The sequence below is a fragment of the Gordonibacter sp. 28C genome, assembly GCF_003339845.1.
Taxonomy (GTDB): Bacteria; Actinomycetota; Coriobacteriia; order Coriobacteriales; family Eggerthellaceae; genus Gordonibacter.
In genome coordinates this window covers 40,164-67,038 of sequence record NZ_PPTR01000005.1, presented here as the reverse complement: position 1 = coordinate 67,038, position 26,875 = coordinate 40,164, and the positions used below count along the sequence as shown (strand labels likewise).

Annotated in this window: 24 protein-coding genes; 8 read left to right on the top strand and 16 right to left on the bottom strand. The window is 69.2% G+C overall.

Annotation, left to right across the window (positions count from 1 at the left end; translation table 11 throughout):
* Nucleotides 1–144 precede the first annotated feature (144 nt).
* Entirely contained in the window at nt 145–2,457 is a 2,313-nt protein-coding gene (locus tag C1878_RS07875; protein ID WP_199519309.1) for a GGDEF domain-containing protein, read from the top strand.
* Here the strand turns inward: C1878_RS07875 and C1878_RS07870 are convergent.
* The 9 genes from C1878_RS07870 to C1878_RS07830 all read right to left on the bottom strand — a co-directional run bounded on the left by C1878_RS07870 (nt 2,428) and on the right by C1878_RS07830 (nt 12,027).
* Complete coding sequence (locus C1878_RS07870) at nt 2,428–3,876, bottom strand: FadR/GntR family transcriptional regulator (RefSeq protein ID WP_114601068.1); 1,449 nt, start codon at nt 3,874–3,876, stop codon at nt 2,428–2,430. The two genes, C1878_RS07875 and C1878_RS07870, sit on opposite strands and share 30 nt — an antisense overlap.
* A gap of 121 nt (nt 3,877–3,997) precedes the next feature.
* Nucleotides 3,998–4,969, bottom strand: coding sequence for a class II fructose-bisphosphatase (glpX, locus tag C1878_RS07865; RefSeq protein ID WP_114601067.1), 972 nt, complete (start codon nt 4,967–4,969; stop codon nt 3,998–4,000).
* Between the two features lie 96 nt (nt 4,970–5,065).
* The gene (locus C1878_RS07860; protein WP_241963657.1) at nt 5,066–6,580 is read right to left on the bottom strand and encodes an RsmB/NOP family class I SAM-dependent RNA methyltransferase; all 1,515 of its coding nucleotides are present in this window, start codon (nt 6,578–6,580) and stop codon (nt 5,066–5,068) included.
* On the bottom strand, nt 6,573–7,529 hold the full coding sequence (gene fmt, locus C1878_RS07855) for a methionyl-tRNA formyltransferase (RefSeq protein WP_114601066.1): 957 nt from the start codon (nt 7,527–7,529) through the stop codon (nt 6,573–6,575). The genes C1878_RS07860 and fmt overlap by 8 nt, the downstream gene beginning before the upstream one ends.
* A 2-nt stretch (nt 7,530–7,531) precedes the next feature.
* Complete coding sequence (gene def / locus C1878_RS07850; RefSeq protein ID WP_114601065.1) at nt 7,532–8,077, bottom strand: peptide deformylase; 546 nt, start codon at nt 8,075–8,077, stop codon at nt 7,532–7,534.
* 377 nt (nt 8,078–8,454) lie between these two features.
* The gene (locus tag C1878_RS07845) at nt 8,455–9,393 is read right to left on the bottom strand and encodes an SPFH domain-containing protein (protein ID WP_114601064.1); all 939 of its coding nucleotides are present in this window, start codon (nt 9,391–9,393) and stop codon (nt 8,455–8,457) included.
* On the bottom strand, nt 9,390–9,821 hold the full coding sequence (locus C1878_RS07840; protein WP_114601063.1) for an NfeD family protein: 432 nt from the start codon (nt 9,819–9,821) through the stop codon (nt 9,390–9,392). The genes C1878_RS07845 and C1878_RS07840 overlap by 4 nt, the downstream gene beginning before the upstream one ends.
* Before the next feature lie 91 nt (nt 9,822–9,912).
* Complete coding sequence (gene dnaG / locus C1878_RS07835) at nt 9,913–11,826, bottom strand: DNA primase (protein WP_114601062.1); 1,914 nt, start codon at nt 11,824–11,826, stop codon at nt 9,913–9,915.
* Nucleotides 11,827–11,835: 9 nt separating this feature from the next.
* Nucleotides 11,836–12,027 carry a hypothetical protein gene (locus C1878_RS07830; protein ID WP_114601061.1) on the bottom strand — a complete coding sequence of 64 codons (192 nt, stop codon included), beginning with the start codon at nt 12,025–12,027 and terminating at the stop codon, nt 11,836–11,838.
* 198 nt (nt 12,028–12,225) lie between these two features.
* Between C1878_RS07830 and C1878_RS07825 the strand changes: the two genes are divergently transcribed.
* The 6 genes from C1878_RS07825 (at nt 12,226) to C1878_RS07800 (ending at nt 17,618) form a co-directional block, all read left to right on the top strand.
* Nucleotides 12,226–13,392 (top strand): hypothetical protein, encoded by a 1,167-nt coding sequence (locus C1878_RS07825; RefSeq protein WP_114601060.1) that lies wholly within the window; start codon nt 12,226–12,228, stop codon nt 13,390–13,392.
* Between the two features lie 90 nt (nt 13,393–13,482).
* Nucleotides 13,483–13,947 carry a hypothetical protein gene (locus tag C1878_RS07820; protein WP_114601059.1) on the top strand — a complete coding sequence of 155 codons (465 nt, stop codon included), beginning with the start codon at nt 13,483–13,485 and terminating at the stop codon, nt 13,945–13,947.
* A gap of 151 nt (nt 13,948–14,098) precedes the next feature.
* Nucleotides 14,099–15,343: a deoxyguanosinetriphosphate triphosphohydrolase family protein gene (locus C1878_RS07815; RefSeq protein ID WP_114601058.1), complete on the top strand. Its 1,245-nt coding sequence runs from the start codon at nt 14,099–14,101 to the stop codon at nt 15,341–15,343.
* Nucleotides 15,340–15,885: a phosphodiesterase gene (gene yfcE, locus C1878_RS07810; protein ID WP_114601057.1), complete on the top strand. Its 546-nt coding sequence runs from the start codon at nt 15,340–15,342 to the stop codon at nt 15,883–15,885. Before C1878_RS07815 ends, yfcE begins: the two co-directional genes overlap by 4 nt.
* Before the next feature lie 168 nt (nt 15,886–16,053).
* Nucleotides 16,054–16,926: an RNA polymerase sigma factor gene (locus tag C1878_RS07805; protein WP_114601056.1), complete on the top strand. Its 873-nt coding sequence runs from the start codon at nt 16,054–16,056 to the stop codon at nt 16,924–16,926.
* Nucleotides 16,923–17,618, top strand: coding sequence for a DUF2461 domain-containing protein (locus tag C1878_RS07800; protein WP_241963656.1), 696 nt, complete (start codon nt 16,923–16,925; stop codon nt 17,616–17,618). The genes C1878_RS07805 and C1878_RS07800 overlap by 4 nt, the downstream gene beginning before the upstream one ends.
* A gap of 44 nt (nt 17,619–17,662) precedes the next feature.
* Here the strand turns inward: C1878_RS07800 and C1878_RS07795 are convergent, their stop codons facing one another.
* The 4 genes from C1878_RS07795 to C1878_RS07780 form a co-directional block, all read right to left on the bottom strand.
* Entirely contained in the window at nt 17,663–18,931 is a 1,269-nt protein-coding gene (locus C1878_RS07795) for a GGDEF domain-containing protein (protein ID WP_199519308.1), read from the bottom strand.
* A gap of 55 nt (nt 18,932–18,986) precedes the next feature.
* Complete coding sequence (locus tag C1878_RS07790) at nt 18,987–20,585, bottom strand: helix-turn-helix transcriptional regulator (protein WP_114601055.1); 1,599 nt, start codon at nt 20,583–20,585, stop codon at nt 18,987–18,989.
* A 308-nt stretch (nt 20,586–20,893) separates the two neighbouring features.
* Entirely contained in the window at nt 20,894–21,160 is a 267-nt protein-coding gene (gene tatA, locus C1878_RS07785; protein WP_114601054.1) for a twin-arginine translocase TatA/TatE family subunit, read from the bottom strand.
* Between the two features lie 163 nt (nt 21,161–21,323).
* Nucleotides 21,324–22,724 carry an NAD(P)/FAD-dependent oxidoreductase gene (locus tag C1878_RS07780; RefSeq protein WP_114601053.1) on the bottom strand — a complete coding sequence of 467 codons (1,401 nt, stop codon included), beginning with the start codon at nt 22,722–22,724 and terminating at the stop codon, nt 21,324–21,326.
* Between the two features lie 356 nt (nt 22,725–23,080).
* On the opposite strand from C1878_RS07780, the gene C1878_RS07775 reads away from it, so the two are divergent.
* Complete coding sequence (locus C1878_RS07775; protein WP_241963655.1) at nt 23,081–23,851, top strand: hypothetical protein; 771 nt, start codon at nt 23,081–23,083, stop codon at nt 23,849–23,851.
* Nucleotides 23,852–23,971: 120 nt separating this feature from the next.
* Here C1878_RS07775 and C1878_RS07770 read toward each other — a convergent pair whose 3' ends face one another.
* From C1878_RS07770 to C1878_RS07760, 3 genes are all read right to left on the bottom strand, one after another.
* Nucleotides 23,972–24,949 (bottom strand): DUF1848 domain-containing protein, encoded by a 978-nt coding sequence (locus C1878_RS07770; protein WP_114601052.1) that lies wholly within the window; start codon nt 24,947–24,949, stop codon nt 23,972–23,974.
* Nucleotides 24,950–25,073: 124 nt separating this feature from the next.
* Nucleotides 25,074–25,850, bottom strand: coding sequence for an ABC transporter ATP-binding protein (locus C1878_RS07765; RefSeq protein WP_114601051.1), 777 nt, complete (start codon nt 25,848–25,850; stop codon nt 25,074–25,076).
* Entirely contained in the window at nt 25,850–26,863 is a 1,014-nt protein-coding gene (locus tag C1878_RS07760) for an iron ABC transporter permease (RefSeq protein WP_199519307.1), read from the bottom strand. The genes C1878_RS07765 and C1878_RS07760 overlap by 1 nt, the downstream gene beginning before the upstream one ends.
* Nucleotides 26,864–26,875: the final 12 nt, after the last annotated feature.

Sequence of the window (26,875 nt, the reverse complement as noted above, 5' to 3'; positions counted from 1 at the left end):
TCGAAAACGCTCCCATCGGCGGACGCTCCCGTTCGAAACAGCGAAACGAGCCGCAGGCATTGCAGCCCGTCCCCCTTTCTGATACCTTAGTGCGAACATATTATTGTGTACGTTTACAATAAGCTGATGATTACGAGACGACGAATGATGAACGAGAGCACACACGGCGACCCCTCGAAGTACAGGAGCCACCAAAGGAGGACAACCCCCTCCGGCGCACGGAGCCGAGCGGGAAGGCGGGCGCTGCTCGTAGCCGCCGTCCTGCTCGTCGGCCTCGTTTCCGCCCTGCTCGTGTTCAACACCGCCCAACTCCAGAAGGCCGCGAGCCTGACGACCGAGCGGTACGAAAGCGACGTTTCCGCCCAGATAGCAGCCAACGTGGAACAGCGCCTCAAAAAGATCACCGTCGACCTCGACTCGGTGGCGGACAGCCTCGTCCGGCTCGATCGGGAAGACGAGCGGGAGGGGTTCCTCGACCGCAAAGCTGAGATGCTGGGGTTCACACGGATTTTTGAAGCCGACGCGGAAGGCAACGTGGTCGGACGCGCGGGCGACACGTCGAACATAGCCTCCCAAGCGGGCTTCCGAGCGGCCATGGCGGGCGAACCGGGCGTCACCGTGCTCGACGGCCAGAGCATCTCATACACGGTTCCCATCGTCCGAGACGACGCGGTGTGCGGTGTGCTCGTCGGCCTTAAGGACAAAACGAGCATGCAGAAGCTGATGCAGAACGGAAGCTTCGAGGGAGCCAGCGTCTCGTGTATCGTCGATTCGCAGGGAAACGTCGTCATCTCCCCCGTTGATCTGCACTTTTTCATGGAGCTCGACGACGTGTTTCAGGAACGGCGCGACGAGGCCGCCGTCGCCGACATCGAGCGCATGAGAACCGACATGCGCCAAGGCCGCGACGGAACCTTATCCTTCACCACGGTGGACGACGAGGACGTGGTCATGGCCTACAACCCCCTCGACCGATACGGGTGGGTGCTGCTCACGCTCGTGCCGGCGGATATCGTATCGGCGCCCATGAACCGCTACATCACCCAAACGTTCGCCATCGTCGGCATCGCGGTGCTCGCCTTCGCGGCCATCCTGTTCGTCATGCTGGCCTTGGAGCGGAGCCATCGTCGGAACATCGAGGAGATCGCTTTCGTCGACCCCCTGACCGGCGGCATGTCCGCGTCCCGGTTCCGCATCGTCTGTCAGAAGCTCGTCGAGGACGCCGGTTCGGGCGCATGGAGCATCGCCTCCTTGAACGTGCGCGACTTCCGCCTCATCAACGAGAGCTTCGGGAACGAAAAGGGCAACGACGTGCTCCGCCATATCCTGCGCGTGGTCGACGGCTGCCTGGGTGCGGACGAGGCGGTCGCGCGGGGCGAAGCCGACCACTTTTACCTGCTATTGAAAGAAAGCGACCGCACATCCATCGAGAAGCGCATCGAGCGCATCGCCGAAGACGCGAACGCGTTCAACGAGCGCCGCGAGCATCCGTACTACCTGGTTTTGAACTGCGGCGTCTACGTCGTCGAGGACAGGGGGCTTGACGTCGCCGCCATGATCGACCGGGCGAACGACGCGCGCAGGGGCTCCTCCGACCGACCGGGCGCGCTGTGCCGCTTTTACGATGCCGAAGCCGTAGAGCGCCTCAAACGCGAGAAAGAGCTGGCGAATCTGCTGGACGGCTCAATAGAGAAGCGCGACTTCGTCGTCAACCTGCAACCCAAGGTGCGCCTTTCCGACGGCAAGGTTGTCGGAGCGGAGGCCCTGGTGCGCTGGCACCACCCCCGATGGGGCGCCGTCAACCCCGTCGAGTTCATTCCCGTTTTCGAGAAATCGGGCGACATCGTTAAAATCGACCTGTTGATATTCGAGCAGGTATGCGAACTCCTGGCCCGCTGGATCACGGAGGGGCGCGAACCGGTCCCCGTGTCGGTCAACCTGTCGAGACGGCATTTCGAGAACCCCGGGTTCCTGCAGCCGTTCGTCCGCATCGCCGACGAGCACGCAGTCCCCCGCCACCTCGTCGAGATGGAGATGACCGAGTCCATCTTCTTCGACAACGAGGCCATCGGCAACGTGAAGAGGGCGGTCGACGCCATGCACGAGTTCGGTTTCACCTGCTCGCTCGACGACTTCGGGTCGGGCTATTCGTCGCTCGGGCTCCTCAAGGAGTTCGACGTCGACGCGCTCAAGCTCGACCGCTGCTTCTTCCAAGACTATTCGGAGCGTGCCCGCGACGTGGTCGAGGCCGTCGTGCGCCTTGCGGGCAAGCTGGGCCTGACGACCGTCGCGGAGGGCATCGAGGACGACAGATGGCTACGCTTCCTCCGCGCCGTCGGATGCGACTCCGTACAGGGCTACGTGTTCTCGAAGCCGCTGCCCCGCGAAGAGTTCGAGCGCTGGGCCGACGCGCGAAACGCCGCAGCCCTACGGAACGACGACCCGCTTCAAACCTGACGCGCCCGCCCGCTCGAAGAAGGCCGGAACGGCGGCGAGCAGAACCCGGTAGTAGGAGACCATGGCGAGGGCGAAACCCTCGGCGTCTCCCGCGCGCACGCAGGCGAGCCCATCGAGGCCCAGAGAACGCTGCTCCTCCGTGGAGGCTCCCGGGTTGAAGAACGCGAAGAAGCGGCCCCAGAGCAGCAGCTCGCTCAATTCGTCCAATACGACCCGGAACGACGGAAGGGGCACGCAGTCCACGAGCGCCCGCAGGAGCGCGTGCGGCACGGCCCACTCTTCCGCGTCCCGCGCAAGGAGCCCGTCGACGTCGCGGGCGACGGCGTCCATGCGCCCGGACACCGTGCCCACCGCAGCGGGCAGGACGACGCACAGCATCTGCAGGGCGTCAACGAACACTTCGACGTCGCGCCTGAAGGAGCCGTCGCCGAGCGTGCGGCGATCGAAGGAGATGTCGGTCAGGCAGACGCGCGTGCCGCGGCCGTTCACGGTGCGCACCACGCCGATCATGTTGAGGATGCCGAACGTCTTCTGCACCGTCGACGGCGACACGCCGTAGGCGTCGGCCAGCTCGGCGATGGACGGCAGGTCGTCGCCGTCTGAGAATTCGCCGTTGTAGATGCGGAGCACCAGGTCGCGAGCCACTTGGGCGTAGACGCGCTCCCGTCCGGCCCGCGCGCTCCACGCGAAGGCCGGCTCGCTCGACCGCACGTCCGGATAGGCGTCGGCCAGCTCGGCAAGGTACGCTTCCACGTATTTCGCCGTTTCCCGGTACATCCGACCGAACCTCCGCTCGACCTCCACGGCGTCGCCGAGCGCAAGAGAGTCGACCGCCCAGGCGAACGTGCCGTCCATCTCCTCCATCGCCTTGGCGTAGGGAGCCGCGAACCCGGGAAACGTCGGCACCGTGCACGCGCGCTCGATGCTCGCGTAGCATTCGGAAAGCAGCGGGTTCCCCGTTTTCCCCAGCAAACGGTGCAGCAGGGCCGACGACTGGCGAAGCCGCCAATCGCCCTTGTTGGGAGCCTCCCCCACCCGCGAAGCAGCACGCTCGAAGGATCGGAAGTCGTCATCGTCGCAGAACCGCGCGGCGAAGGCGAACAACGGCGGCATGACAAGCTCGAACGTGCGGTAGCAGTCGAGGATCCCGTCTTTGCGGGCAAGAAGGGACCGGATACCCCGTTCGTCGGCCTCGGACACCTGATAGGTGACGACCGCCCGCTTGCGCTCCTCGGTGGCGATGTAGCCGTCGGTGCGCAGTGCCGCCAGCACGTCGCGAATCGTCCTGATGCCCACGCCGTAGCGTTTGCACAGGTCGTTCATGGAAGGAAGCGTGTCGCCGTTGCGCATCGTGCCGTTGGCTATCTGGCCCGCCAAGTCGCCGTACACGTATGCGAACAGCGTAGTTCTCTCTTCCATGGGCTTCTCTCTTCTCGGGTGCAGGGCCAGGCGTCGCGGAAGAACCCTCGGACGATCAGGAGGGCGCCCCGAACTCGTTCGCCCGCCCGAGGGATCGGGCGGGTGCGGCCGCGTTCCGCCGCTAGTCGAACCGGACGCTGCCGTTCTCGCCGCGCCGGCACGTTTTGATGAAGCGGACCGTCTGGTCGGCGGCGTTCATGATGATGCTCTCGGTGGTGACGCACCCGTGGGCCTTCGACACGCCGGACACCATCTCGCCGTCGGTCACGCCGCAGGCGAGGAAGGCCGCGTCGTCGGTGCGCACGAGCATGTCCATGGTGAGCACGCCGTCCAGGTCGACGTCGGCGGTCTGCTCGGCTCGGCAGCGCTTCTCCTCGCCGTCCCTGTCCAGATCGAAGCGCAAACGGCCCATGAACACGCCGCCGATGGCCTTGAGGCCGACCGCCGCCAGCACGCCCTCGGGCGCGCCGCCGGCCCCCATGTACAGGTCGATGCCCGTTCCGGGAACGGCCGTGGCGATAGCGCCGAACACGTCGCCGTCGCCGATGAGCCGCACGCGCGCGCCGGCGTCGCGCACGGCTTGGACGAGATCCTTGTGGCGGTCGCGGTCGAGAATGCATACGCTCACCTCTCCCACCGGCTTGCCCAGCGCCTCGGCCACGGCCGCCACGTTTTCGGCGGGGGTCTTGTCGATGTGCACGGCGCCGGCCGCCGCGGGACCGGCGGCGATCTTCTGCAGGTAGGTGTCGGGGGCGAACAGCAGCGCGCCGCGCGGGGCTATGGCGATGGTGGTGAGCGCGTTCGGCTTGTTGAAGGCGCACAGGTTCGTGCCCTCCAGCGGGTCGACCGCGATGTCGATCTCCTCGCCGCCGCGGCCCACCTCCTCGCCGATGTAGAGCATGGGAGCCTCGTCGCGCTCGCCCTCGCCGATGACGATGCGGCCCGCGAAGTCGATGGCGTTGAGCGCCTCGCGCATGGCCGTGGTGGCCGCCTGGTCGACCGCCACCTTGTCGCCCTTGCCGTTCCATTCCGCCGAGGCGATGGCCGCCTTCTCGACTACGTCGAGAATCTCCATGATGCGTGCTGGTTGCATGTCCCTGCCTTTCTGACTTCTTGCCTGCCGGACGCGGCGCCGGCCGAGGCAGATCCACCCGATTCTAGCATCTATGCAACCGGAGGGGGCTTCGCGTCACCGCTTGCGCGCGAAGCGCACGGCGAAGTGCGCGTCGGAGGTTCCGGGAGCGAGCCTCGTGGCCACGCACGACCGACCGGCGATGGGCGCCAGCTCGAACCCCGCGCCCTCCGGGCTTTCAAGGAAGCGCTTCACCACGGCGTTGTTCTCCACGTGCGCGACGGTGCACGTGGCGTACGCCAGCTGTCCGCGGGGGGACACGTGCCCGGCGGCCGAGCGCAGGAGCGCCAAGCCGAGCGCGGCGAGCTCGCCCATGCGCTCCTCGGTGAGGCGCCAGCGTATCTCGGGATGGCGGCGCAACGTGCCCAGCCCCGAGCACGGCGCATCGATGAACACGGCATCGAAGCAGCGCGCTCCCAGCACCTCGTCCAGCTCGGTCGCATCGCCCGTCAAAGCCTCGGCCACGTGCACGCCGTACGTCCGCGCGCGCTCGCGCAGAAGGTCGGTCTTGAAGGCGTGGTTGTCGAGCGCCACCAGCTCCATCTGGCTGCCGTAGGCGCGCAGGGCGCCGCTTTGCAGCAGGATGGTCTTCGTGCCGCGCCCGGCCCCCACCTCCAAAAACGAGGCGGGCATGTGCGCGGGCAGGACGCTTTCGGCCACCAGCTGCGAGGCGGCGTCGGACACGAGCACCTTGCCCTGCGCGAACAGGCGCTTGACCCGCGCGTCCTGCAGCACCCGCGGGTCGGGGACCCGCAAGCAGCCCGGCACGCGCGCGCCGTCGATCTCCACCGGCTCCACCGCCGAGCCCGCTTCCGCGAACGTCGAGCGCACCTCGTCGAGGGTCGCCTCTATCTCGTTCACGGCCACGAACAGCGGGGCGGGCTCGTTCGAGGCGCGCATGAAGTCCACGGCCGCCCGCGGGCCCAGATCGGCGATGAGCCGCTTGGCCAGCCACAGGGGGAACGCGTGCAGGCGCGCGAGCGCCGCCACGTCGCGGGTGGGGTCGCCGAAGGGGAACGCCTCCTTCATGGCCACCACGCGGCGCAGCACGGCGTTGCCGAGCCCCGCCGCGCGGGGCTGCACGGAGCGGACGAGCTCCACGCCCTGGTCGACGGCCGCATGGGGGCTCTTGTTCAGGAACAGGATCTCGTAGACGGCGATGCGCAGGGCGTCGCGCACGTCGTCCTGCACGTCGGCGGGATTGTTGAGCGCGCGGTCGAGCACCTCGTCGAGCGTGCCCACGCTGCTGGCCACGCCCAGCGCGAGGAGCGTGGCGAACGCGCGGTCCTCAGGCGCCATGCGCGACTCGTCGACGCGCGCGGCGATGAGGTCCTGGGCGTAGGCGTCGCGCCGCCGCACCTCGCGGCAGACGTCGAGAGCCGCGAGGCGGGCAGGGCTCGCCTTCGACGATCGCTGCTCCTCGCGCGCGGGTTTCGCGGAGCCGCCTTGCGGCCGGGAGGAATCGCCGCGCGGTTTGCGAGGACGGTCGCCGCGCGGGCCGCCCTGCGCGTCCGATGCGGGATCGGGCATGCCGGCCGCCGAAGAGCGCTTGGGCGCGCGATCGTTACTCATGGACGGCCTCCCATGCAAGCGTTCCCTGCTTTATGCCCTGCACCCCGGCCGCGAACGCCTTGGCGTCCATGTCCTGCTTGCCGTCGGGCTTGACCGCCAAGACCTCGGCGGCGCCGTCGGAGAAGCCGAGGAACAGCCGCTTCCCGACGAAGCGTACCTCCCCCGGCGCCATGCCGTCCGCCAGCTCTCGGGCGCGCGCGTCGTCGACGGCGCGCAGCGAGCGCACCGTCACGGGACGTCCGGCCACGACCGCGCGGGAGGGATGGGCGGCGCTCGAGGCGCGCACCTTGCGCGCCGCCATGGCGGCCTCGTCCTCGGGCGCCAGGTTCAGCTCGCCCTTCTCCACCTTGGAGGCGTAGGTGACCAGGGACTCGTCCTGATCCGTCCACTCGGCCACGTCGCTGGCCACGTGCACGAGGGCCGTGAGCAGCGCGTGCGAGCCCAGGTTCGCCAGCTCGTCGGTCAGCTCCGGCGCCGTCTTGGCGTCCACGCGGGCCGTGCGGCACACGCAGAAGGCGCCCGTGTCCAGGCCCTCTTCCATGCGCATGACGCACACGCCCGTCTCGACGTCGCCGGCCAGGATGGCCCGCTCCACCGGGGCCGCGCCGCGCCAGCGGGGCAGCAGCGACGCGTGCACGTTCAAGCAGCCGAAAGCGGGTATGTCGAGCACGGCCTTCGGCAGGATGGCGCCATAGGCGGCCACGCACACGACGTCGGGCTCCAGGGCCGCCAGCTCCGCCTGCGCGGCCTCGTCGCGCAGCGTGCGCGGCGTGCGCACGGGCAGCCCCAGGCGCTCGGCGGTGCGCTTGACCGGCGAGGCCTCGAGCGCTTTGCCGCGCCCGCGCACGGCGTCGGGGCGCGTGTACACGGCCGCGACCTCGTGCTGCTGGGACAGGTCTTCCAAGATGGTGGCCGCGAACTCCGGCGTGCCCATGAACACCACGCGCATGATCAGCGCACCCGGGGTTCAAGCGACGTCTCGCCCGGCTTCGCGCCGGCCGCCCGCGCCAGCTCGTAGTCGCGCAGGGCCTGGATGCGTGCGACGGGATCGCAGCGCTCGAACATCGTGACGCCGTCCAGGTGGTCGAGCTCGTGCTGCAGGCAGCGGCCCAGAAGCTCGTCGCCCTCGATCTCCCATTCCTCGCCGTCCAGATCGAAGTAGCGCACGCGCGCCCACGGGGGCCGCGCGATGGGCACGGAGATGCCAGGGCACGACAGGCACCCCTCGCCCTCCACCACCGGGTCGCCCTGCGTCTCCACGAGCACGGGGTTCACCAGCACGATGGGGTTCTGCTCGCCGGAGTCGTCCTGGTCGCAGTCCACCACCACGAGCCGCTTGGCCACGCCCAGCTGAGGCGCCGCCAAGCCGCACCCGTCGTTCTTGTACATGGCCTTGGCCATCTGCTTCGCCAGCTTGCGCAGGTTCTTGTCGTCGAAGTCGCACGGTTCGCACACCGTGTTCAATATGGGGTTGGGTGATTGCACGATGGTGATCACGTCGGCACGTCCTTTTCGTTCTATCGCAGGCGTCCCGGCGCAGGCCGGGACGCGGAAAACTCCTTATGGATGCCATTGTGCGGTTTCGATGGTTCTTTGTCCAGTAGCATGCGGCAAACATCCACAAGCCCGAGATGGGAACGAAGACAGACAGCGATGCCGCCCGGAGCGAAGGCCGCAGGCCGTCCCCCTCCCGTCATCCTGAGCGGAGGCCGCAGGCCGGAGTCGAAGGATCTTCGACTTGGAAAACCTTCCCTTGCCGAAGATCCTTCGACTCCGGCGGCTTCGCCGCCTCCGCTCAGGATGACAGGGGTCGGCCTGCTTCGACCCCGCGCTTCGCTCTCCGCTCGCGCGCGACGACGAACGGAAAGGGGCTCTTACTTGTCCACCACGATCTCCTTGAGGGAGGCGGCCAAGCCGGCCATGCCCTGTATCTCGGAGGGGATGATGAGCTTCGTGGCCTGGCCGTCGGCCACCTTCTTCAGGGCCTCGAACGCCTGGAGCGTGAGCACGGCGTTGTCGGCGCCGGCCTCGCGCACCATGCGGATGCCGTCGGCCGTGGCCTGCTGCACGTTCAGGATGGCCGACGCCTCGCCCTCGGCCTCGCGGATCTGCTTCTCCTTCTCGGCCTCGGCGGCCAGGATCACGCGCTGCTTGTCGGCCTCGGCGGCCAGGATCTGGGCCTGCTTGTTGCCCTCGGCCACCGTGATGGCCGACTGCTTCTCGCCCTCGGCCAGAAGGATGGCCTCGCGCTTCTCGCGCTCGGCCTTCATCTGCTTCTCCATGGCCTGCTGGATGGCGGCGGGCGGCGTGATGTTCTTCACCTCGACGCGGTTCACCTTGATGCCCCACGCGTCGGTGGCCTCGTCCAGGATGGAGCGCATCTTGGCGTTGATGGTGTCGCGCGACACGAGCGTGGTGTCCAGCTCCAGATCGCCGATGATGTTTCGCAGCGTGGTGGCCGCCAGGTTCTCGATGGCGATGAGCGGGTTCTCCACGCCGTAGGCGTAGAGCTTCGGGTCCATGATCTTGAAGAACACGACCGAGTCGATGGACATGGTCACGTTGTCCTTCGTGATGACGGGCTGGGGCGGGAAGTCGGCCACCTGCTCCTTGAGGGTGATGCCCGAGCGCACGCGGTCGATGAACGGGATCTTGATGTGCAGCCCGTTGTTCCACGTGGTGAGGTACGAGCCCAGGCGCTCCACGATGGCGGCCTGCGCCTGCGGCACGATCTTGATGCAGGTGACCGAGAACAGCACCACGAGCACCACGATCACGATGATGGCGACGGTGAGCGGATCGAATCTGATCATTGGGAAGCCTTCCTCTCGACGATGAGTTTGACGCTTTCTTGGCCGACGACGCGCACGACCGCGCCGACGGGGATGACGGAGCCGTCGGCCGAGCGCGCGGCCCAGGTCATGCGGTCGTCCGTCTCGACGCGACCGGTGAGGCCCTTGTCGTCCAGCTCCTCGCACACCACGGCCGTGCGCCCGACGACCGTGGGCTCCTCCTGCTTGCCGCGGTCGCGGTACTTCACGAACACGGGCCGCAGGCCCACGAGGCACGCAACCGACACGATCAGGAACACGACGATCTGCACGAACAGGTCGGCGCCGAGCAGGTTCGCGGCGAACGCGACGAGGGCGCCGATGAAGAACCACATGGTTATGAGGCCGAGCGACGCGATTTCGACGATGCCCATCAGGGCGGCGACACCCAGCCAGACGAAGGGGCTCATAGCGGACTCCTTTCTCTTCGTTCGAGTATACCATTCCGCACGTCGCCGCCGAAGCGGGGATGCGGGGTCTTGCGGGCAATTTGCGAATACGTTACTCGGAGACGAACGGCTTGTGGGCCAGGCGGCGGCGGGTCAGGTCCTTCTGCATGGCGGTGACGCTTTGGAAGAGCATCTCGTACTCGTCGGCCGGCATAAGCGTCGGGTCGGACAGCTGAGCGCGCAGGGCGGCCACGGCGTCCTCGGCGTCGCCGATGCCCAGCTCCTCCACCAGGAAACGTGCCACCTCCCCGGGATCCGCCGAGCCCGTCATCGAGCCCGAGGTGAGGACGCCCGGCGCCTGCGGGAGCGTGCGGGCCGCGTCGCCGATGACGCGCGCGGCGGGCGCGGCGGGATCCTCGGCGAGCGTGGCCAGCATGCTCTGCGCGAGGGCGGCGTGCGCCGGCTCGTGCCACTGCGTCTGCGCGAGGGCGTCGGCATGGGCAAGGGCCATCTCGGGATGCTGCGCCGCGAGGCTGAGGAACTCGCGCTCGAAACGGCGGCGGTTGAGCTCGGGCTGCGACAGCGCCGCATGGCGGGCCGAGCCGGCTGCGTCCTGCAGGGTGCCGGGCCCGCCCGTCTCGGGAAGCGCCGCCGGACCGCGGCGCGGCTCCTCGTCGCCGTCCGCCTCGCCCGCGCGGCGCGGCGGCTCGAGGCGCGCCAGCTGGTCGAGCACGTCTTCCTCGCGGGCGCGGCAACGGCTGGCTATCTGGACGGCGTAGTCCTTCGCCAGAAGCGAGTCCTTAATGGGCGCGAGCACCGAGAGCGCGTCGACGAGGGCCCGGGAGCGCCCCTCGGCGCCGGTCAGGTCGTGCGCGGCCAGGCGGCGCTCGATGCCGTACTTCAACAAGGGCCGCGCGTCGGCGATGAGCGCGCGCAGCGCGTCGGCCCCGCGCGAACCCACGAACTCGGCGGGGTCGAGGTTGTCGGGCAGCGTCACGGCGGCCAGCTCGACCTTCGCCCGCCCCGCCTCCGGCGTCATGGAGTCGTCGATGAAGCCGAGCGCGCGGTCGGCGGCGCGCTGGCCCGCCTCGTCGCCGTCGAACAGGTACACGATCTTGTGCTGCGCGTGGCGCGAAAGCAGCCGGATATGGCGCAGCGTGAGCGCCGTGCCGAGCGTGGCCACGACGTTGGCGATGCCGGCCTCGGAGAGCGCGATGACGTCGGTGTAGCCCTCCACCACCACGGCCACGCCCGTGGCCGCCATGGCGGCCTTCGCGTGGTCCAGGCCGTAGAGCACCTGCGACTTGTGGAACACGGGCGTCTCCTGCGAGTTCAGGTACTTCGGCTCCCCTTTGCCTATGACGCGGCCGCCGAACGCGATGCACTCCCCCTGCGCGTCGTTGATGGGGAAGATCACGCGGTTGAAGAAGCGGTCGCGCAGCTTGCCGCTGCGGTCCTTCATGGCCACGTTCGCTTCCACCATCTCCTCGGCGTTGAACCCCTGCGCCGACAGGTGCCGCACGAGCTTGCCGTGCCCCGGCGCGAAGCCCAGCTGCCAGCGCTTCGGCACGTCGCCGCCCAAGCCGCGCCCCGCCAGGTAGCTGCGCGCGGCGGCGGCGTCGGGCTCGGGGTTGCGCATGAGCTGGGTGTGGTAGAACGCGGCGGTCGCCCCGCACACGGCCTTCAAGCGCGCCTTCCTGCTGTTCGCCACGCCGGGGCGCCCGCCCGTCTCGGCGATGTCGATGTGCGCGCGCTCGGCCAGCTTGCGCACGGCCTCGGGAAACGAGAGGTCCTCGGTTTTCATGAGGAAGCCGAACACGTCGCCCCCCTCGCCGCAGCCGAAGCAGTGCCACAGCTGCAGCACGGGATCGATCTTGAAGGAGGGGGTCTTCTCGTGGTGCAGCGGGCAGCAGCACCAGAAGTCGCGGCCGCGCTGCTTCACGGGCGAGCGCTCGCCGATGATGGCCACGAGGTCGCTCGCCTCGCGGACCTTCTGGATGTCCTCCTCGCTGATGGTGCCCGCCATGGCCCGCCGCTACCTCCGCTTGTTCTGCTTGGCCAGCACGAGGTTCACCAGGAACAGGGCGCCGAACAGGATGGCGGGGACGAACTCGCCGAGCTCCGGCTGGCCCTCGCCCGCGTTCATGTACGTGAGCACCAGGCTACCCGCCATCAGGACGAAGCTCGCCACCGCTATCGCCGCGTACACCCATTCCCTGTTCCTCATGCGCCGCCTTCCCGATTCGTCGTTTCGCACAGTATAGCGCAAGCGCGGCCGCCCCGAGCCGCCAAGGAAGCGGCTTGCCAACCGGACGCTTACAGAGCCGTGCAAACCCGGCCGCGGATGCGCGGCGTTGCTATGCTTTCGGTGTTTCACGCCGGCCCGTTAAAGCCGGGGCACGCAAGCGATCACGGAGGTTTTCACATGGAAGACGGCATCTCGGTACTTACGGACTTCGACGCGGCCCTTTTCGAGCCCGCGGAGCCTCCCTTGGTATCGCTCTACCTGCCCACGCACGGCCGCGCCGGCGCCGAGGAGGACCGCATCGAGTTCAAGAACCTCGTCGAAGAGGCGCGCGGAAAGCTGGAGCAGGAGTTCGAGCACCGCGAGCACACGGACCTCGACGCGCGCCTCGACCAGGTTGCCACGCGCTTCGAGGAGCTGGCCAGCCCCGCTTCCGGCAGCAGCCTGGCCGTGCTCGCGGGCAACGACCGCACCTATATCTACCAGCCGGGCTACGAGGTAGGACCCCTCGCGTTCGTCGGCGAGCGTTTCTACGTGCGGCCGCTGCTGCGCGACTTCCGGTTCGGCTCGCATTACTTCTTGCTGGGGCTGTCGGCCGACCGCTTCGCCCTCGTGCGCGGCGACTTCGACTCGCTCGAGCGCGTGAAGCTGCCCGCCGACGTGCTGAACGAGTTCAGCGAGGAGTTCCCCCTCGTGTACGACGGCCGCGAGGGCGCGCTGGACTACTCGTCGCTCGAGAACCATATGCCTCCCTACCACGGCTACAAGTCGCGCAACGACGTGCGGAAGGAGGAGGCCGGGAAGTTCTTCCAACACGTGAACAAGGCGGTGACGGACTACCTGGCGGCCGGCACCGAGCTGCCGGTGATCCTGGTGAGCCTGCCCGAGCACCAGACCGCGTTCCGCCGCATCTCCACGGTGCCGAACCTGCTGGACGAGGGCATCGAGAAGGACATCGGCGGCGTCGACGCGCCCGAGCTGCTGGACGCCGCGAAGGCCGTCATCGAGCATGCGCGCGAGGCGCGCGCGGACGCACTGCTGGAGAAGCTGGGCGACGCCGAGCCGCACGGCGGCGGCTCCACCGACCTTTCGGCCATCGGGCTGGCGCTCGTGGAGCGCAAGGTGCGCGCGCTGTTCATGGCCGAGGGCGCCTACATCCCCGGCGGCTTCGACGAGACGACCGGCGAGGTGCGCCTGTTCGAGCGCGAGCCCCATGGCCGCTTCCAAGGCCCCGAGCTGGCCGACGCCTTCGCGCGCGCCGCGCTCGCCCAGGACGCGGAGGTGTTCGAGCTTCCCGCCGAGAAGATCCCCGGCGACTCCGGCATGGCCGCCCTGTACCGTTACTGAGACGGCCGCTCCGCCTTTTTCTTCTGGACCCTCCTCCCAGAGGAGGGTCCACCCTTGCCTTCGTCATCCCCTCGAACGAAGGAGCCCCGCATGACCCCCTGCCCCGAATGCTACAGCGACCGTCCGCGCATCACGCCGCTGCTCAACCCCCGCGCCTGCCTCGAACGGCACGAGCAGTACGTGTGCGGCACGTGCGGCCGCTGCATCTGCATCGCGAAGGACCCCGTGCGCGGCCTGCAGCGCTGGCAGTTCCCCTTCAAGTCGGCGCCCATCGCCCTGCTGTACCTGCGCGCAGCCGAAGCCAGCACGCGACGGTCCTGCGGCGTCTACGGGCTGCGCAGCGAGTCGGGGCGCGCGTCCTTCAAGATATTCCCCGGCCGCGACGCCCTCGAGGCCTACCTCGCGCGCAATCCCGGCAAGGCCTGCATCGGCCGCGTCGCCAACGCCGCACGCGAAGGCTACCGCGCCTTTCCCGACGCTCAGGTTCGCATGCTCGCGGCCGACGAAGTCGAACGCTACCTTGCCGAGCAGGCCGCTGCGAGCGGGAGCCGCTAGCGTTCGCGCGGGCTCTCGCCCATGCAGCAGGCGCGCCGAGCGCGGCGACGGCGCCTTCGACGCGCCTCGCGGCCGATGTTTCACGTGAAACATTTGTACGGGGTTTATCCATGCGCTACAATGTCCCCGAACAACACGAAAGAGGACGCGCATGGAACACGAGAACATCCCCTACCTCACGCTCGATCCCGACATCGAGCAGGCCATCCGGGCCGACCGCGCCGCCGGGCGCCGGAACCCGCACGCCTTCGACGACGCGAACGTCACCCGGCGCGACTCGAAGGCCCACGACGAGGCCACGCTCACGCGGCCCGCGTTCGCGCGCGACATCGAGAAGATACTGAACGTGCCCGCCTACAACCGCTACGCGGACAAGACACAGGTGTTCTCGTTCGTGGAGAACGACGACATCTGCCGGCGCGGGCTGCACGTGCAGCTGGTGAGCCGCGTCGCGCGCGGCATCGGCGGGCTGCTGGGCCTGAACTGCGAGCTCATCGAGGCCATCGCGCTCGGGCACGACGTGGGCCACACGCCGTTCGGGCACGCCGGCGAGCGCTACCTCTCCCAGTGCTACCACGAGCGCACGGGGCGCTACTTCAACCACAACGTGCACTCCGTGCGCGTGCTCGACCGGCTGTACCGCCGCAACATCAGCCTGCAGACGCTCGACGGCGTGCTCTGCCACAACGGGGAGTTCGCCCAACAGGTGCTGCGCGTGGGCGAAACGACCGACTTCGCCGCGCTCGACGGCCTGGTGGAGGCATGCACGGCCGACGAGCGCGCCATCAAGAGCCTGCGCCCCTCCACGCTGGAAGGCTGCGTCGTGCGCGTGGCCGACATGATCGCCTACGTGGGCAAAGACCGCTACGACGCCATCGACATGGGCGTGGTGCCCTCGCTGGACGTGTTCGAGTCCGACGTCATCGGCCGCGACAACGCCCGCATCATCAACAACCTCACGGTGGACATCGTGAACAACAGCTACGGCACCGACCGCATCGCCCTGAGCGAGGCCGTGTTCCAAGACCTCAAGCGGGCGAAGCGCCAGAACTACGAGCTCATCTACAGCCGAGAGGGCTTCGCGAACGGCGCGGGCAACGTGGTGGAGGAGATGTTCGAGGAGCTGTACGCCCGCCTGCTCGACGACCTCGAGCGCGGCGACGAGCGCTCGCCCGTGTTCAGGCACCATGCATCGAACCTGGCCGCGCGGTCGCTGTCCATCAAGCCCGCCGACTACCTGGCCGGCGAGCCGAACCAGATCGTCGTGGACTACTTGGCGTCCATGACCGACAGCTACTTCATGGCGCTCTACGCGCACCTGTTCCCGCAAAGCGGACGCCGCGTCTTCACGCGCGGCTACTGCGCCGACTTGGACGAGGAGGGTCTCCGCCGATGAAGCTTCTCATCGCATCAGACCTGCACGGGGCCGCGCCGGCCGTGCGCGCGCTCGCGAAGCGCGTGGAGGCCGAGGCTCCCGATCGCGTGGTGCTGTTGGGAGACCTGCTGTACCACGGGCCCCGCAACGACCTTCCACCGGGATACGCGCCCAAGGAGGCGGCTTCCGTCCTGAACGGCTGGGCGAGACGGATCGTGGCGGTGCGCGGAAACTGCGACGCCGAAGTCGACCAGATGGTGCTGGACTTCCCCTGCATGGCCGACTACGCCCTGGCGGAGGCCGACGGGCACGTGTTCTACCTCACACATGGCCACGTGGCTCGCATGACGCCCGACGACCCGCCCCCGCTCTCCCCCGGCGACGCCTACCTCTCGGGCCACACCCACGTGAAGACGCTCGAGGTGCGCGACGGCGCGCTGTTCGTCAACCCCGGAAGCACCTCCATCCCCAAGGACGGCTCGGCGAGCTACGCCGTGTACGAGCGCGGCGCGTTCGCGCTCAAGTCGTTGTCCGGGGAGACACTCCAAGAGGGCGGCTGGTAGGCGCCTTCGGCCCTCTCGAAAAAATCCCGACGTTTTCGTCACACGCGCGGGCCTTCGCTTGTCCAATGCATGAGAGGGCATCGGACAAGTCCCGTACAGAACGGCCGGAGAAGGCCCTGCGCGACTCCATGCCCGCGAACGGCCGACGAAGAAAGAGAAGAGGACCGCATGACCGACGAGAACGCATTGATCGACGCCGCGCTCGCAGGGGACGAGAAGGCCCTGGGCGAGCTGCTGGCAAGCGTGCAGGACCAGGTGTTCAACCTGGCGCTGCGCATGCTGGGCACCGTGCCCGACGCCGAGGACGCAACGCAGGAGGTGCTGGTGAAGGCGTGCACGCGCCTGTCGGGATTCCGCCGCGAGAGCGCCTTTGCCACCTGGGTGTTCCGCATAGCGCTCAACCACCTGGCCACGTACCGCAAGGGCCTGTTCGCCCAGCGCCCCGTGAGCTTCGACGTGTACGGCGAGGACATCGCCTCCGGCCGCGAGCGCGACGTGCCCGACCTGTCCGGCGGCGCGGACCGCCGCTTGCTGGAGCGCGAGCTGAAGGTGTCGTGCATGCACGGCATGCTGCAGTGCCTGGACGTGGAGGGGCGCAGCGCGTTCGTGCTGGGCACCATGTTCAAGATGGACAGCCGCGCGGCGGCCGACGCGCTGGGCATCACGCCCGAGGCGTACCGGCAGCGGCTCTCTCGCGCGCGGGCGCGCATGGCCACGTTCCTCACCGCGTACTGCGAGGCGGCCGGAGGCTCCTGCCGCTGCGCGCGGCGCGTGGACTACGCCATCGCCACGCACCGCATCGACCCCGCCCGTCCCGGCTGGCAGACGCTCGAAGTCCTCCCGGACGGCTCGGCGAACGCGCAGGACGCCGAAGCCGACGCCGGCCCCTCCGTCGATGAGCGGGCCGACGCCATGGAGGCGCTGGACGACGCGTCGGGCGTGTTCGCGTCGCTGCCGCGCTATCGCTGCCCCGCCGACGCGGCCGCGTTCGCCCGCAGACTCGTGGCGTCCGACGTGTTCGCGCGGGCGGTGTCCGAATGACGGCCGCGCAGGGCGCCGGGACGGGCATGGGCGATGCGCTCGCTTACCTGGCCGAGCTCGAGGCGCACAACGACCGCGCCTGGTTCGCCGACACGAAGGGGGAACGGATGCGGGCGCTCGCGTCCTTCGACGCCCTGGTGGCCGAGGTGCAGGGACTCGTGGGCGCGTTCGATCCGGCCGTGCTGGGCCACGACCCGAAGAAGCTCACGTTCAAGCTCACCCGCGACACGCGCTTCTCGAACGACAAGTCGCCTTACAACCCGTCCCTGCGCGCCCATGTGGGCCCGGCGGGCAAGCTGCCCGTGCCCGTGGGCTACTACCTCATGGTCAAGCCGGGCGGGCGCTCGTTTCTAGGGGGCGGGCTGTTCGCCGCGATGTTCAAGGACGCCACCGAGCGCGTGCGGCGCGCCATCGCCGCGAACGGCGGCGAATGGGAGCGGATCGTGGCCGGCCTCGCGCCGCTGCAGGTGGAGGGCGAGGCCCTCAAGCGCGTGCCGCAGGGCTTCGACGCGGCGCATCCTCAGGCCGCGTGGCTCAAGTTCAAGAGCTGGTACGTGGAGCTGCCCGTGTCCGACGAGGACGTGGCCGCGCCCGGCTTCGCCGCGCAGGCCGCACGGGGGTTCGAGCGCATGAAGCCGCTGAACGACTTCCTCAACCGGGCGCTCGAAGGATTCGAGATGCCCGCGCGCTAGCCCGCCTCGGCCCGCGCGGCCTTCTAGGGAGCCCTTCGGGAAGGCTACGCCGACGCGGCCCCGTCCCCCGACGCCCGTGGGCGGCCTTTGCGGCTGCGGGCCTTCTCCTCGTACATGCGCTCGTCGGCGCGGCGATGGACCTCCCGAAGGTCCTCGCCGTCGCCGCGCAGCGCCCATCCCACCGAAAGCGACAGCGGGCGCCCCTCGACGACCGTGCCCGCGCATGCCGCATGCAGGTCGTCGGCCATGCGCTGGGCGCCTTCCGCATCGAGTTCGAAGCAGCAGACGGCGAACTCGTCGCCGCCCACCCGGTACACCGGGCCCGCGCCCTCGCAGCGCGCGGCCACGACCCCGGCGGCCGCGCGGATGAGGTCGTCGCCCGCCGCATGCCCCAGCTCGTCGTTGACCGCCTTCAACCCGTCGAGGTCGACCACCAGGACGCCGGCGACCTCGACGCCCGAACGGCTCCAGTTCGCCATGTCCACTTCGAACGCGTTGCGGCTCTTGAGCTTCGTCAGGTAATCGGTGTTCGCGAGGTCGCGGTAGGCGGGGTTCGAGATGCGCCGGAACAGCACCACCGCCACCGCAACCGCCACCAGGCAGAACAAGCCCCCGATGACGGGCGTGCCGATGCGCACGACGCGGAACGCCTCGAACTGGCGCTCCGCGTCGAACTCGATGCCCACCACGCCCACCACGCGCCCTTCGTCGTGGATGGGGTAGTACGACACGAAGATATGGCCCCAGTCCGTGGACTTGATGTCGGTGGGGTACACGATCTCGTTGGCCAGGGCCCGCTCCATCTCGTCCACGATCTCGGGCTCGATGGGATCGCCGGGGTAGCGGAAGTCCTCGCTTTCGGAAGGGAGGCCGTCCACGACGTAGATGAGCGCGCCGTCGGCGGCGCGCTTCGCCGTGTACAGGTAGCGCACGCCCGTGGCGGCTTTGACGCGCTTGAACGCCTCCTTCATCTCGCGGTAGGCCCCGTATGCGGCGTCGTCGGGATCGTCGACGTCGGCCGCCTGGTCGATGGTGACGAACGTGGATTTGTCAAGCGAATCCTCCACGTACGAGTAGATGCTGTCGGAGCGCTCCTTGAGCGTCTCGATCATATCGCGGTAGGTCACCTGGTAGTTGAACGCGTACACGCACAGAAACGACAGCGCCACCACCGCGGCCACGATGACCGACACTTGTACGTCGACCCGGCTCCAGCGGCCCGATCGCAATTTGCCGTGCTGCATGCCCGTGACCGCCTTCGCCCCGCCGAAGGCGCGCCGCGCCGTCGGCCCTTTGACCTTCAACCTTTTCATTGTATCGCAAAATGCTCTGCGCGAAGCGCGCGAGCGAACCCCTGGGACCTGCGGTTCAGCTTCCCGACAGGCGGCGTTCCGTACGCTCCCCCAGGTCGATGAGCTCTTGACGACCGTGCACGCCGCATTTCGCGTAGATGCGGCGCAGGTGGGTGTCCACCGTGCTTTTGGAGATGAAGAACTCGGCGGCGATGCGCTCGCCCGTGCGGCCCTTGAGCGCGAACGGCAGGATCTCCGCCTCGCGTTTGGACAATCCGTATTCGGAGGCGATGAGCCCGCACGCGTCGTCGAAGCGGTCGGCCTCGCGCGCGATGACCGACAGCGCGCGGAAGTCGCGCTCGGTGAACAGGAACAGGCAGGCGTAGAGCGCGGCGAGTCCGGCGCAGGCCACCACGACGTAGGGCGTCTGCTCCGTGCCGGACACCACGTCGATGACGTTGCCGAGCGCGATGCCCGCCACCTCTCCCGCGAACAACGCCGTGAAGCCGCGCGCGAACGACAGCGCCGCGTCCTGCCCCGTGATGCGCGCCATCACCAGGAACAGCGACTCGAGCACGGCGGATAGCCCCAGGTAGCCCGCCAGCACGATGGCCTCGCCGGGCACGCCGAACTCGCCGAGCACGGGCACGAACAGAAAGCCCGCCATCATCACGAGCACGGCCAGGCGGTACACGCCGTCGAGCGGGCCTTCGGGTTCGGCGGGCGCCGAGCCTTCGGACGCCGCGGCCCCCGGGCCGCCCCCGCCGACCGGGCCGCCCTCGGAGTCGAGGCCGCCCGTGGCGAGCAGCTGCAGCGCGGCGACGCAGAACAGCACGAACAGCAGCAGCGTGGCCGGAAAGGCGGGCGTGGAGGCCATGCCGGGGTCGGACCCGTACGTTTCCATGAAGCCGGCTGCCAAGCCGAACAGCACGGTGCCCGCCGCCATCTTCAGCGAGAGGCGCGCCGTCTTCTCGCGCTCGGCGGGCGTGGCCAGCAGGGCGCGCAGCGACAACGGCGCCGGCTCGACGGCGGCAGGCCCCTCCGCGCCGGCGGAGGGAGCCGGCGCGCGGTCCGCGGTGCCGGAGGCGTCCGCGACGCCCGAGGAACCGGGAGCCCGGCTCTCTGCGGACGGACGGGAAAGGGCCTTGAGCGCCCACGCGCTGCCGAGCGGCAGCAGCTTCAGCACGAGCTCCGCGCCGCCCACCGGGACGGTCGCCACGGCGAAGCAGGCCGTCGCCCCCACCGCCGAGCCCACGAACACGGCGGGGAGCGCGCGGGCCAAGGGCAGGCCGCCCAATGCGCGGCCCCATGCCGCCAGCATGAGCCCGGCGGGAAGCCCCACGAGCGCGGCCTCCAACGCAAGGCTCGCCGAATTCGCGCCCCCGGACAGCGCGGGCACGATGGAGCCCAGCACGAGCAGCACCGCGTAGCACCACAGAAGCGGGCGCGCGAGCAGGGCCCCGCGCGCCTTGGGCGACGCCACGCGCAACAGGCCGAACGCCGCCATCATGAACAGCAGCGTGCCGAACAGATCGGCACGCTCGAACGACAGCACGCCGTCGCCGAAAGCCCGGTTCGCACCCATGTAGAACAGCGAGAACACGAACCCTTGGTTGCAGGCGAAGCCCACGACGGCGCGCAGGGAGGCCCTGCCGCCATGACGATGCGCGCCCATGCGGGCCCCCTTTCCGTCGACGTCGAAAGCCCCATGATACCGCAAGGAGCCGAGCGCGTCGGGCGGAACGGAAGCGCCCCTGCAAAACCCGCATGGTCCGGGATGCGCGCGCCGACCCCCCCCCCAGCAAGAATGTCCCAAATGGGGACTGTCCCCATTTGGGACATTCTTGAGCACCTCGAGCAGGGTGAAAACGGACACGCGCCCGTGCGGGAAGCACGGGCGCGTGTCCGAGCGCGAAGAGGGAGTTCGCGCTCAAGGGAGGGAAGCGCGTGCGCACCGGGGCGCGCAGCGCGGGGAACGGCTGGCTAGGCGGCCTTGCGGGCACGCACCTTCTTCGTGGACTTGGGCTCGTCGCCCTCGACGTCGTCGTCCTCGACTTCCTCGGACTCGACGATTTCGGCGTCGTCCTCGGAATCCTGGATCTTCTTGTCGCCACCCAGGCCGTCGCGCAGGTTCTTGACCGTGGAGCCCAGGGCCGAGCCGAGCTTCGGCAGGTTCTTCGGGCCGAAGATGAGCAGGATAACGCCGAGGATGATAAGCAGTTCGGGCATGCCCATACCGAGGATCTTCATTTAGTACGCCTCCTATGCGTTGGGGATGGACCCCATCGGTTTCAACAGCATCGGAGTATGGGCCACGGGTCGCCGCGCGGCTATCGTGCAGACGGCTGATTTTTGTCATGCAAGCACCCCGCGCCTTGTCATGCAAACGGCGTACAAGAGCGTTTCCGCAGGTCTATTCGCCGACAAGCTCGCGGCCGGCCAAATACCCCATGACGCTGGCCATCATGAGGCCGCGCGTCCAGCCGCTCGAGTCGCCCAGGCACCGCAAGCCGCGCACGCTCGTGCGGAAGCGCTCGTCCATCTTCACGCGGTTGCTGTAGAACTTGAGCTCGGGCGAGTACAGCAGGGTCTCGGGCGCGGCGAAGCCGGGCACCACCTCGTCCACGGCCAGCATGAAGGCCAGGATGTTCGTCATGGAGCGGTACGGCATGGCCGCCGTGATGTCGCCCGCCACCGCGTCGGGCAGCGTGGGCGCGACGTTGGAACGGCGCAGCTCCTTGTCCCACGTGCGCTTGCCGTCCAGGATGTCGCCCAAACGCTGCACCAGGATGCGCCCGTCGCCCAGCATGTTCGTGAGCTCGCCCACCTTCTGCGCGTAGGCGATGGGCTGGTCGAACGGCTCCGAGAAGTTGTGCGAGCACAGGATGGCCAGGTTCGTGTTCGGCGACTTCCGCTCCTTGTAGGAGTGCCCGTTCACCACGGCCAGGCCGCCGTCGTAGTTCTCCTGGCTCACGAACCCGCCGGGGTTCTGGCAGAACGTGCGCACCTTGTTCTTGAAGGGCTTGGGATAGCCGATGAGCTTGCTCTCGTAGAGCACGTCGTTCACCGTGCGCATGACCTCGTTGCGCACCTCCACGCGCACGCCGATGTCAACGGGGCCGGGGCCGTGGGCTATGCGGTGCTCGCGGCACATGCGCTCGAGCCAGTCGGCGCCGCGCCGTCCGGTGGCCACCACCGTGTGCCCAGCGCGTATCTCCTCCACGCCGCCCGGCCCCTCCACGACCACGCCCTCGCAGCGGTCGCCCTCGACGACGACCTGCGTGCACGCGGTGCGGAAGCGCAGGTCCACGCCCGCATCCAGCAGATGGCGCTCGAGGCGCGCGTACAGGGCGCGCGCCCGCTCGGTGCCCAGATGGCGCAGCGGGCAGTCCACGAGCTTCAGGCCGGCCTTGATGGCGCGCAGGCGTATCTCGTCGACCTCGGGCCGGGGCCCCGCGCCCTCCACGCGCCCGTCGGCGCCGAACGCCAGGTACACCCCGTCCACCTCGGCGATGGCCGCCTGCACCGCCTCGTGCCCCAGAAGGTCGGGCAGATCGCCGCCCACCTCGCTCGACAGCGAGAGCTTCCCGTCCGAGAACGCGCCCGCCCCCGAGAACCCCGTGGTGATGCGGCACGGGTCGCAGTTCGCGCAGGGGCCGCCCGCCTGCTTGGGGCAGGCGCGGTCCTCCACGGCCAAGCCCTTGTCCACCATGGTGATGCGGCCCGCGAAGCCGCGCTCGATCAGCGCCAAGGCGCAGAAGATGCCGGCGGGTCCCGCGCCGACGATGACGGCGTCCGTGTTGCGAGCGCTCATGGCGCCTCCTTCGCTTCGTGTGCGCCGCAGAGCGCGGGCGCTTCACCGCATTGTAGCGCATCGCCGCGCACTCGGCCGCACCGAACAGGGCGGTGCAACCGCGCCGTTGGCTTCGTCCCCGGGCGCGCCGGCCCGCTCCCGGCGGGCTGCCGCATTGCGCGATTCCGCAGGCGGCAAGGGCGTTCATGGAGAATCGTTGCAGGACCTGTGGGGACGGCGTGCCCTCCTTGTGTTGGTTCGGCGGGATTCGCCGCCCTCTCTCATCTCGGGCGTTGCCGTTTCGTTACCATCGTGAGCCGACGGCCGCACACCCACTCGAAACGCACCCGACACGGCCGTGGAAAGGATGCTGATCCATGGCATCGCGCGCCCTTCCGGCGGCGCTCGCGCATCTCGCGGCGCTCGCCCTGCTCTTTTCGCTCTGCCTGCCCGTCCAGCGGGCCGCGGCCGCGCCGCTCTCGACCCCCGCCGGCGCCCCTCCCCTCGCATCGACCGCCCTGGCAGCCCTCGGCGCACCCTCCGCTTCCGCGTCGGCGGCTGCGGGCGCTGCCGCCCTGCCCGTCGCCGTCAAGGGGAACGATTCCTCCGACCTGGACGTCCTTGCCACGGCGCAGGCCGTGTACGAGCGGCAGCAGGCCGAACGGGCGGCCGCCGCAGAGGCCCAGCGCACCGACAAGACGCTCCCCTACGACCCTGCGCTCATCGCGACCATAGGCAACCAGGCGGGCGGCGGCCACACGGTATGCTGCCCCGGCTACGCGTGCGCCTACGGCGACGCCGTGCTCACCGGACAGGCAACGGACCACGCCGCCTACGGCTGCGGCTGCTGCACATGGCCGGGCTGGGGCGGCGGCAACTCGTCGTTCCGCTCGCTCGGGTCCGACGCGGCGCTTTTGCGCGAGGCCTACGACGAGATCGCGGCCGGACGCCCCACCGTCATGCACGTGTCGGGCCCCTACGGCGAGCATTGGATCTGCATCGTCGGCTATCGCGACGCCCAAGACCCCGACACGCTCACGCTGGACAATTTCGTGGCGCTCGACCCCGCGAACGGCCAGGAGGTCGTCGCCTCCTACCGCTACGTGCCCTACGGCGACGCCTGCGAGCATGTGAGCGACCTGCGCTAGAACGCAGGTCGCGGCAACAGCGGCACGTCTTGGCACGCGCGCCGTCGCATCGAGCTTTTGCTGCGCCGAACCATCGGCGCAGCGCGCCCCCAGCGGGGATCGAGTTTCGCCGATCGCGCCTCAGAACAACGGCAGCGTGGCCTTCGGAAGCGCGGGCATGGCGCGCTCGGTCACGACGTCGTCCGGCCCCAGCGCGTCGCAGAGCATCGGCGAGGCCGGGTCGTAGCGCGCCAAACGCCACGGCGCTCCGTCGCGGGCGGGCCGGACCCCCGTCCCGCCCGCTCTCGCTCCCGGGTTCGCGTAGCAGTAGACGCAGCCGTTGGCGCACGTGTCGTACGTCCCCACGTCCACGCTCGGCGCGCAGCGGCACGCCCCCGCCTCCGCCGGCGAGCCTTGGCGCACGTCGACCCCGGCCACGCGCGCGACGAGCGCCGCGTCGATGCAGCCCGCACCCGCAAGGCCCGCCTCCGCGAGCGCGGGATCGCCGCACCCTCCCACCTCCATGCCGTGCGCGGAGCCGATCTCGGCCAACCGCAGGGCGAGCGCCGCCTTGCGCCCCTGCGGCACGCCGTGCAGGCCGAGCGCCTCCAGGCGCGGGGCGATCTTGGGGTACGCGTCAAGGAAGCTCAGGCGGCACGCGCGCGTCGAACCCTCGAGCTTGCGGGCGAACGTGTCGAAGTAACGCAGATGGTGCTCCTCCGTGTAGCGCCCTCCCGCCCCGCCCAGCAGGATGGGGCTGTAGCGCCACACGACGCGCTCGGGGCCGACAGCGTGGGCCAGGTCGCGGAACGTGTCGACGAGCGCGGCCTTGCGCGGCAACCCGGCCTCCACGTCGGAGCCGTAGGCGTTGAGCGTGAACTGCACGAACCACGGCGCGGGCGAAACCCGCTCCAACCGGTCGAGCCGCGCCAGCAGCGGCGCGGGGTCCTTCGTCCAGAACGCGACGCAGTCCACGGCGCGCCCGTCGAGCGCCACGCGGCTCACCTGCGCGCGGTTCACGGGGTTGCGCACGAGGGCGTAGCCCTCTTCCAGGCGGTTCAGCATCCAGTCCATGAAGAACCGAGGTATGTCCGTGCGTCGCGACGCGCTGACGATCACGCGGCCCCCCCTTCCGACGACGCGCCGGCCGAGGGCCCTTCCCTTCAGCGCTTGGCGCGCCGCAGTTCGCGGCACTTCGCACAATAACATACATTTGTTCGCTAAACAAGAAAAGGACCCGATGTCAGCCTTCCAGCGACCCCGGAACGCAGACGAGCCGTCGCCCGACGCGTTCGACGTTGACTTCTATGCCGTAAAGGTCGTGCAGGTTCTCGGCTGTCACCACCTCGCGCGCGGGACCGATGTGCTCGATGCGGCCGCCGTCCATGACGGCCGTCGTGCCGCCCAGCTCGAGCGCATGATCGGGAAAGTGCGTGGTCATGATGACGCCCACGCCCTGCGCGCACAGCTGCTCCACCAGCTTGACGAAGCGGTACTGGTTGCCGAAATCCAGGTGCGCCGTGGGCTCGTCGAGCACGAGCACGTCGGGCTCCTGAGCCAGCGCCGAGGCTATCATCACCAACTGGCGCTCGCCGCCGGATATCTGGGTGTAGGGCTTGTCGCGCAGATGCGCGATGCCCAGGAAGTCCAGCTTCTCCAGCGCGCTGTCCCGGTCGGCGGCGCTCGGCGTGGAGAAGCGCCCGATGAGCGACGTGCGCCCCATGGTCACCACGTCGATGACCGGGTACTCGAACGCGGGCACGTGCGTCTGGGGGATGTAGGCCATGCAGCGTGCCAGGTCGCGCGCCGAGTACGCGCCCACGGGCTTGCCGTCGACGCGCACTTCCCCGCCCGTTGGCTTGAACGCCCCGATGACGCATTGCAGAAGCGTGCTCTTCCCCGTGCCGTTCGCCCCGAGGATGCACAGCGCCTCGGGCGACTCGTAGCGAAGCGTCAAGCCGTCCACCACGGGTCGGGCGCCGTCGTAGGAGAACGACAGGTTGTCGATGTCCAGACGCATCACCAGGCGACCTTCCGCCGATAGATGAAGTACAGGAACATGGGCACGCCGATGATGCCCGTTATCACGCCGATAGGTATCTCGAACGCCGACACCGTGCGGCACACGTCGTCGATGGCTATGAGGTAGCACATCCCCAACGACACGGACGCCGGCAGCAGGCGCCGGAAGTCGGGTCCCACCAGCATGCGCGCAAGATGCGGCACCACGATGCCCACCCAGCCGATGATGCCCGACATGCTCACCGTGAGCGCGGTGACCACCGAGCACGAGGCTATGATGATGCCGCGGTCGCGCCCGACGTCGATGCCGAACGAACGCGCCTCCGCATCGCCCAGGCTCAGCACGTTGGCCTTCCAGCGGAACAGGAACAGCACCGCCATGAACACCAGGTACAGCGGCAGCACCGCGAGGATGGCGTCGTATCCCACGCCGGAAAGCGACCCCATGAGCCAGTAGACGATCTGCGGAAGCTTCTCGGTGGGGTCGGCCACGAACTTCAGCAGCGACACGAGCGACGAGAACAGCGACCCGATGAGCATGCCCGACAGGATGAGCGTCACCGTGGAGGCGCGGCCGCGCGACACGATGGCGAAGGCGAGCCCCACGGCCACCAAGCCGAACGCGATGGCGCCCATCTGGATGCCGAAGCCCGACAGTCCCAGCACGATGGCGAGCGCCGCGCCGAACCCGGCGCCGTTGGACACGCCGAGCGTGTCGGGGGCGGCGAGCGGGTTTTTGAAGAGCCCTTGGAACAGGGCGCCCGTGGCCGCGAGGCCCGCGCCCACCATGGCGGCCGCCAGCACGCGCGGCATGCGCACCTCCCACACGAGGCTCGCCGCCATCGCGTCCACGCCCAGGTCCCGCCCCGTGATGCGGGCCAGGATGATTTGGCACACCTCGAGCGGGCTGATGGCGTAGGCCCCCAGCGCGAGCGACCCCACCGCGAAGGCGAGCGGGAGCGCCACGAGCGCGCCCACCGTCAGCGCGCCGAGGCCGCGTTCGACCTTCACGTCGCCCATTCC

Excerpts from the sequence above, each read along its gene's own strand:
- C1878_RS07875 (WP_199519309.1), top strand. The coding sequence starts at position 145 with ATGATGAACGAGAGCACACACGGCGACCCCTCGAAGTACAGGAGCCAC.
- C1878_RS07870 (WP_114601068.1), bottom strand. The coding sequence starts at position 3,876 with ATGGAAGAGAGAACTACGCTGTTCGCATACGTGTACGGCGACTTGGCG.
- glpX (WP_114601067.1), bottom strand. The coding sequence starts at position 4,969 with ATGCAACCAGCACGCATCATGGAGATTCTCGACGTAGTCGAGAAGGCG.
- C1878_RS07860 (WP_241963657.1), bottom strand. The coding sequence starts at position 6,580 with ATGAGTAACGATCGCGCGCCCAAGCGCTCTTCGGCGGCCGGCATGCCC.
- fmt (WP_114601066.1), bottom strand. The coding sequence starts at position 7,529 with ATGCGCGTGGTGTTCATGGGCACGCCGGAGTTCGCGGCCACCATCTTG.
- C1878_RS07845 (WP_114601064.1), bottom strand. The coding sequence starts at position 9,393 with ATGATCAGATTCGATCCGCTCACCGTCGCCATCATCGTGATCGTGGTG.
- C1878_RS07840 (WP_114601063.1), bottom strand. The coding sequence starts at position 9,821 with ATGAGCCCCTTCGTCTGGCTGGGTGTCGCCGCCCTGATGGGCATCGTC.
- dnaG (WP_114601062.1), bottom strand. The coding sequence starts at position 11,826 with ATGGCGGGCACCATCAGCGAGGAGGACATCCAGAAGGTCCGCGAGGCG.
- C1878_RS07830 (WP_114601061.1), bottom strand. The coding sequence starts at position 12,027 with ATGAGGAACAGGGAATGGGTGTACGCGGCGATAGCGGTGGCGAGCTTC.
- C1878_RS07825 (WP_114601060.1), top strand. The coding sequence starts at position 12,226 with ATGGAAGACGGCATCTCGGTACTTACGGACTTCGACGCGGCCCTTTTC.
- C1878_RS07820 (WP_114601059.1), top strand. The coding sequence starts at position 13,483 with ATGACCCCCTGCCCCGAATGCTACAGCGACCGTCCGCGCATCACGCCG.
- C1878_RS07815 (WP_114601058.1), top strand. The coding sequence starts at position 14,099 with ATGGAACACGAGAACATCCCCTACCTCACGCTCGATCCCGACATCGAG.
- yfcE (WP_114601057.1), top strand. The coding sequence starts at position 15,340 with ATGAAGCTTCTCATCGCATCAGACCTGCACGGGGCCGCGCCGGCCGTG.
- C1878_RS07805 (WP_114601056.1), top strand. The coding sequence starts at position 16,054 with ATGACCGACGAGAACGCATTGATCGACGCCGCGCTCGCAGGGGACGAG.
- C1878_RS07800 (WP_241963656.1), top strand. The coding sequence starts at position 16,923 with ATGACGGCCGCGCAGGGCGCCGGGACGGGCATGGGCGATGCGCTCGCT.
- C1878_RS07795 (WP_199519308.1), bottom strand. The coding sequence starts at position 18,931 with ATGAAAAGGTTGAAGGTCAAAGGGCCGACGGCGCGGCGCGCCTTCGGC.
- C1878_RS07790 (WP_114601055.1), bottom strand. The coding sequence starts at position 20,585 with ATGGGCGCGCATCGTCATGGCGGCAGGGCCTCCCTGCGCGCCGTCGTG.
- tatA (WP_114601054.1), bottom strand. The coding sequence starts at position 21,160 with ATGAAGATCCTCGGTATGGGCATGCCCGAACTGCTTATCATCCTCGGC.
- C1878_RS07780 (WP_114601053.1), bottom strand. The coding sequence starts at position 22,724 with ATGAGCGCTCGCAACACGGACGCCGTCATCGTCGGCGCGGGACCCGCC.
- C1878_RS07775 (WP_241963655.1), top strand. The coding sequence starts at position 23,081 with ATGGCATCGCGCGCCCTTCCGGCGGCGCTCGCGCATCTCGCGGCGCTC.
- C1878_RS07765 (WP_114601051.1), bottom strand. The coding sequence starts at position 25,850 with ATGCGTCTGGACATCGACAACCTGTCGTTCTCCTACGACGGCGCCCGA.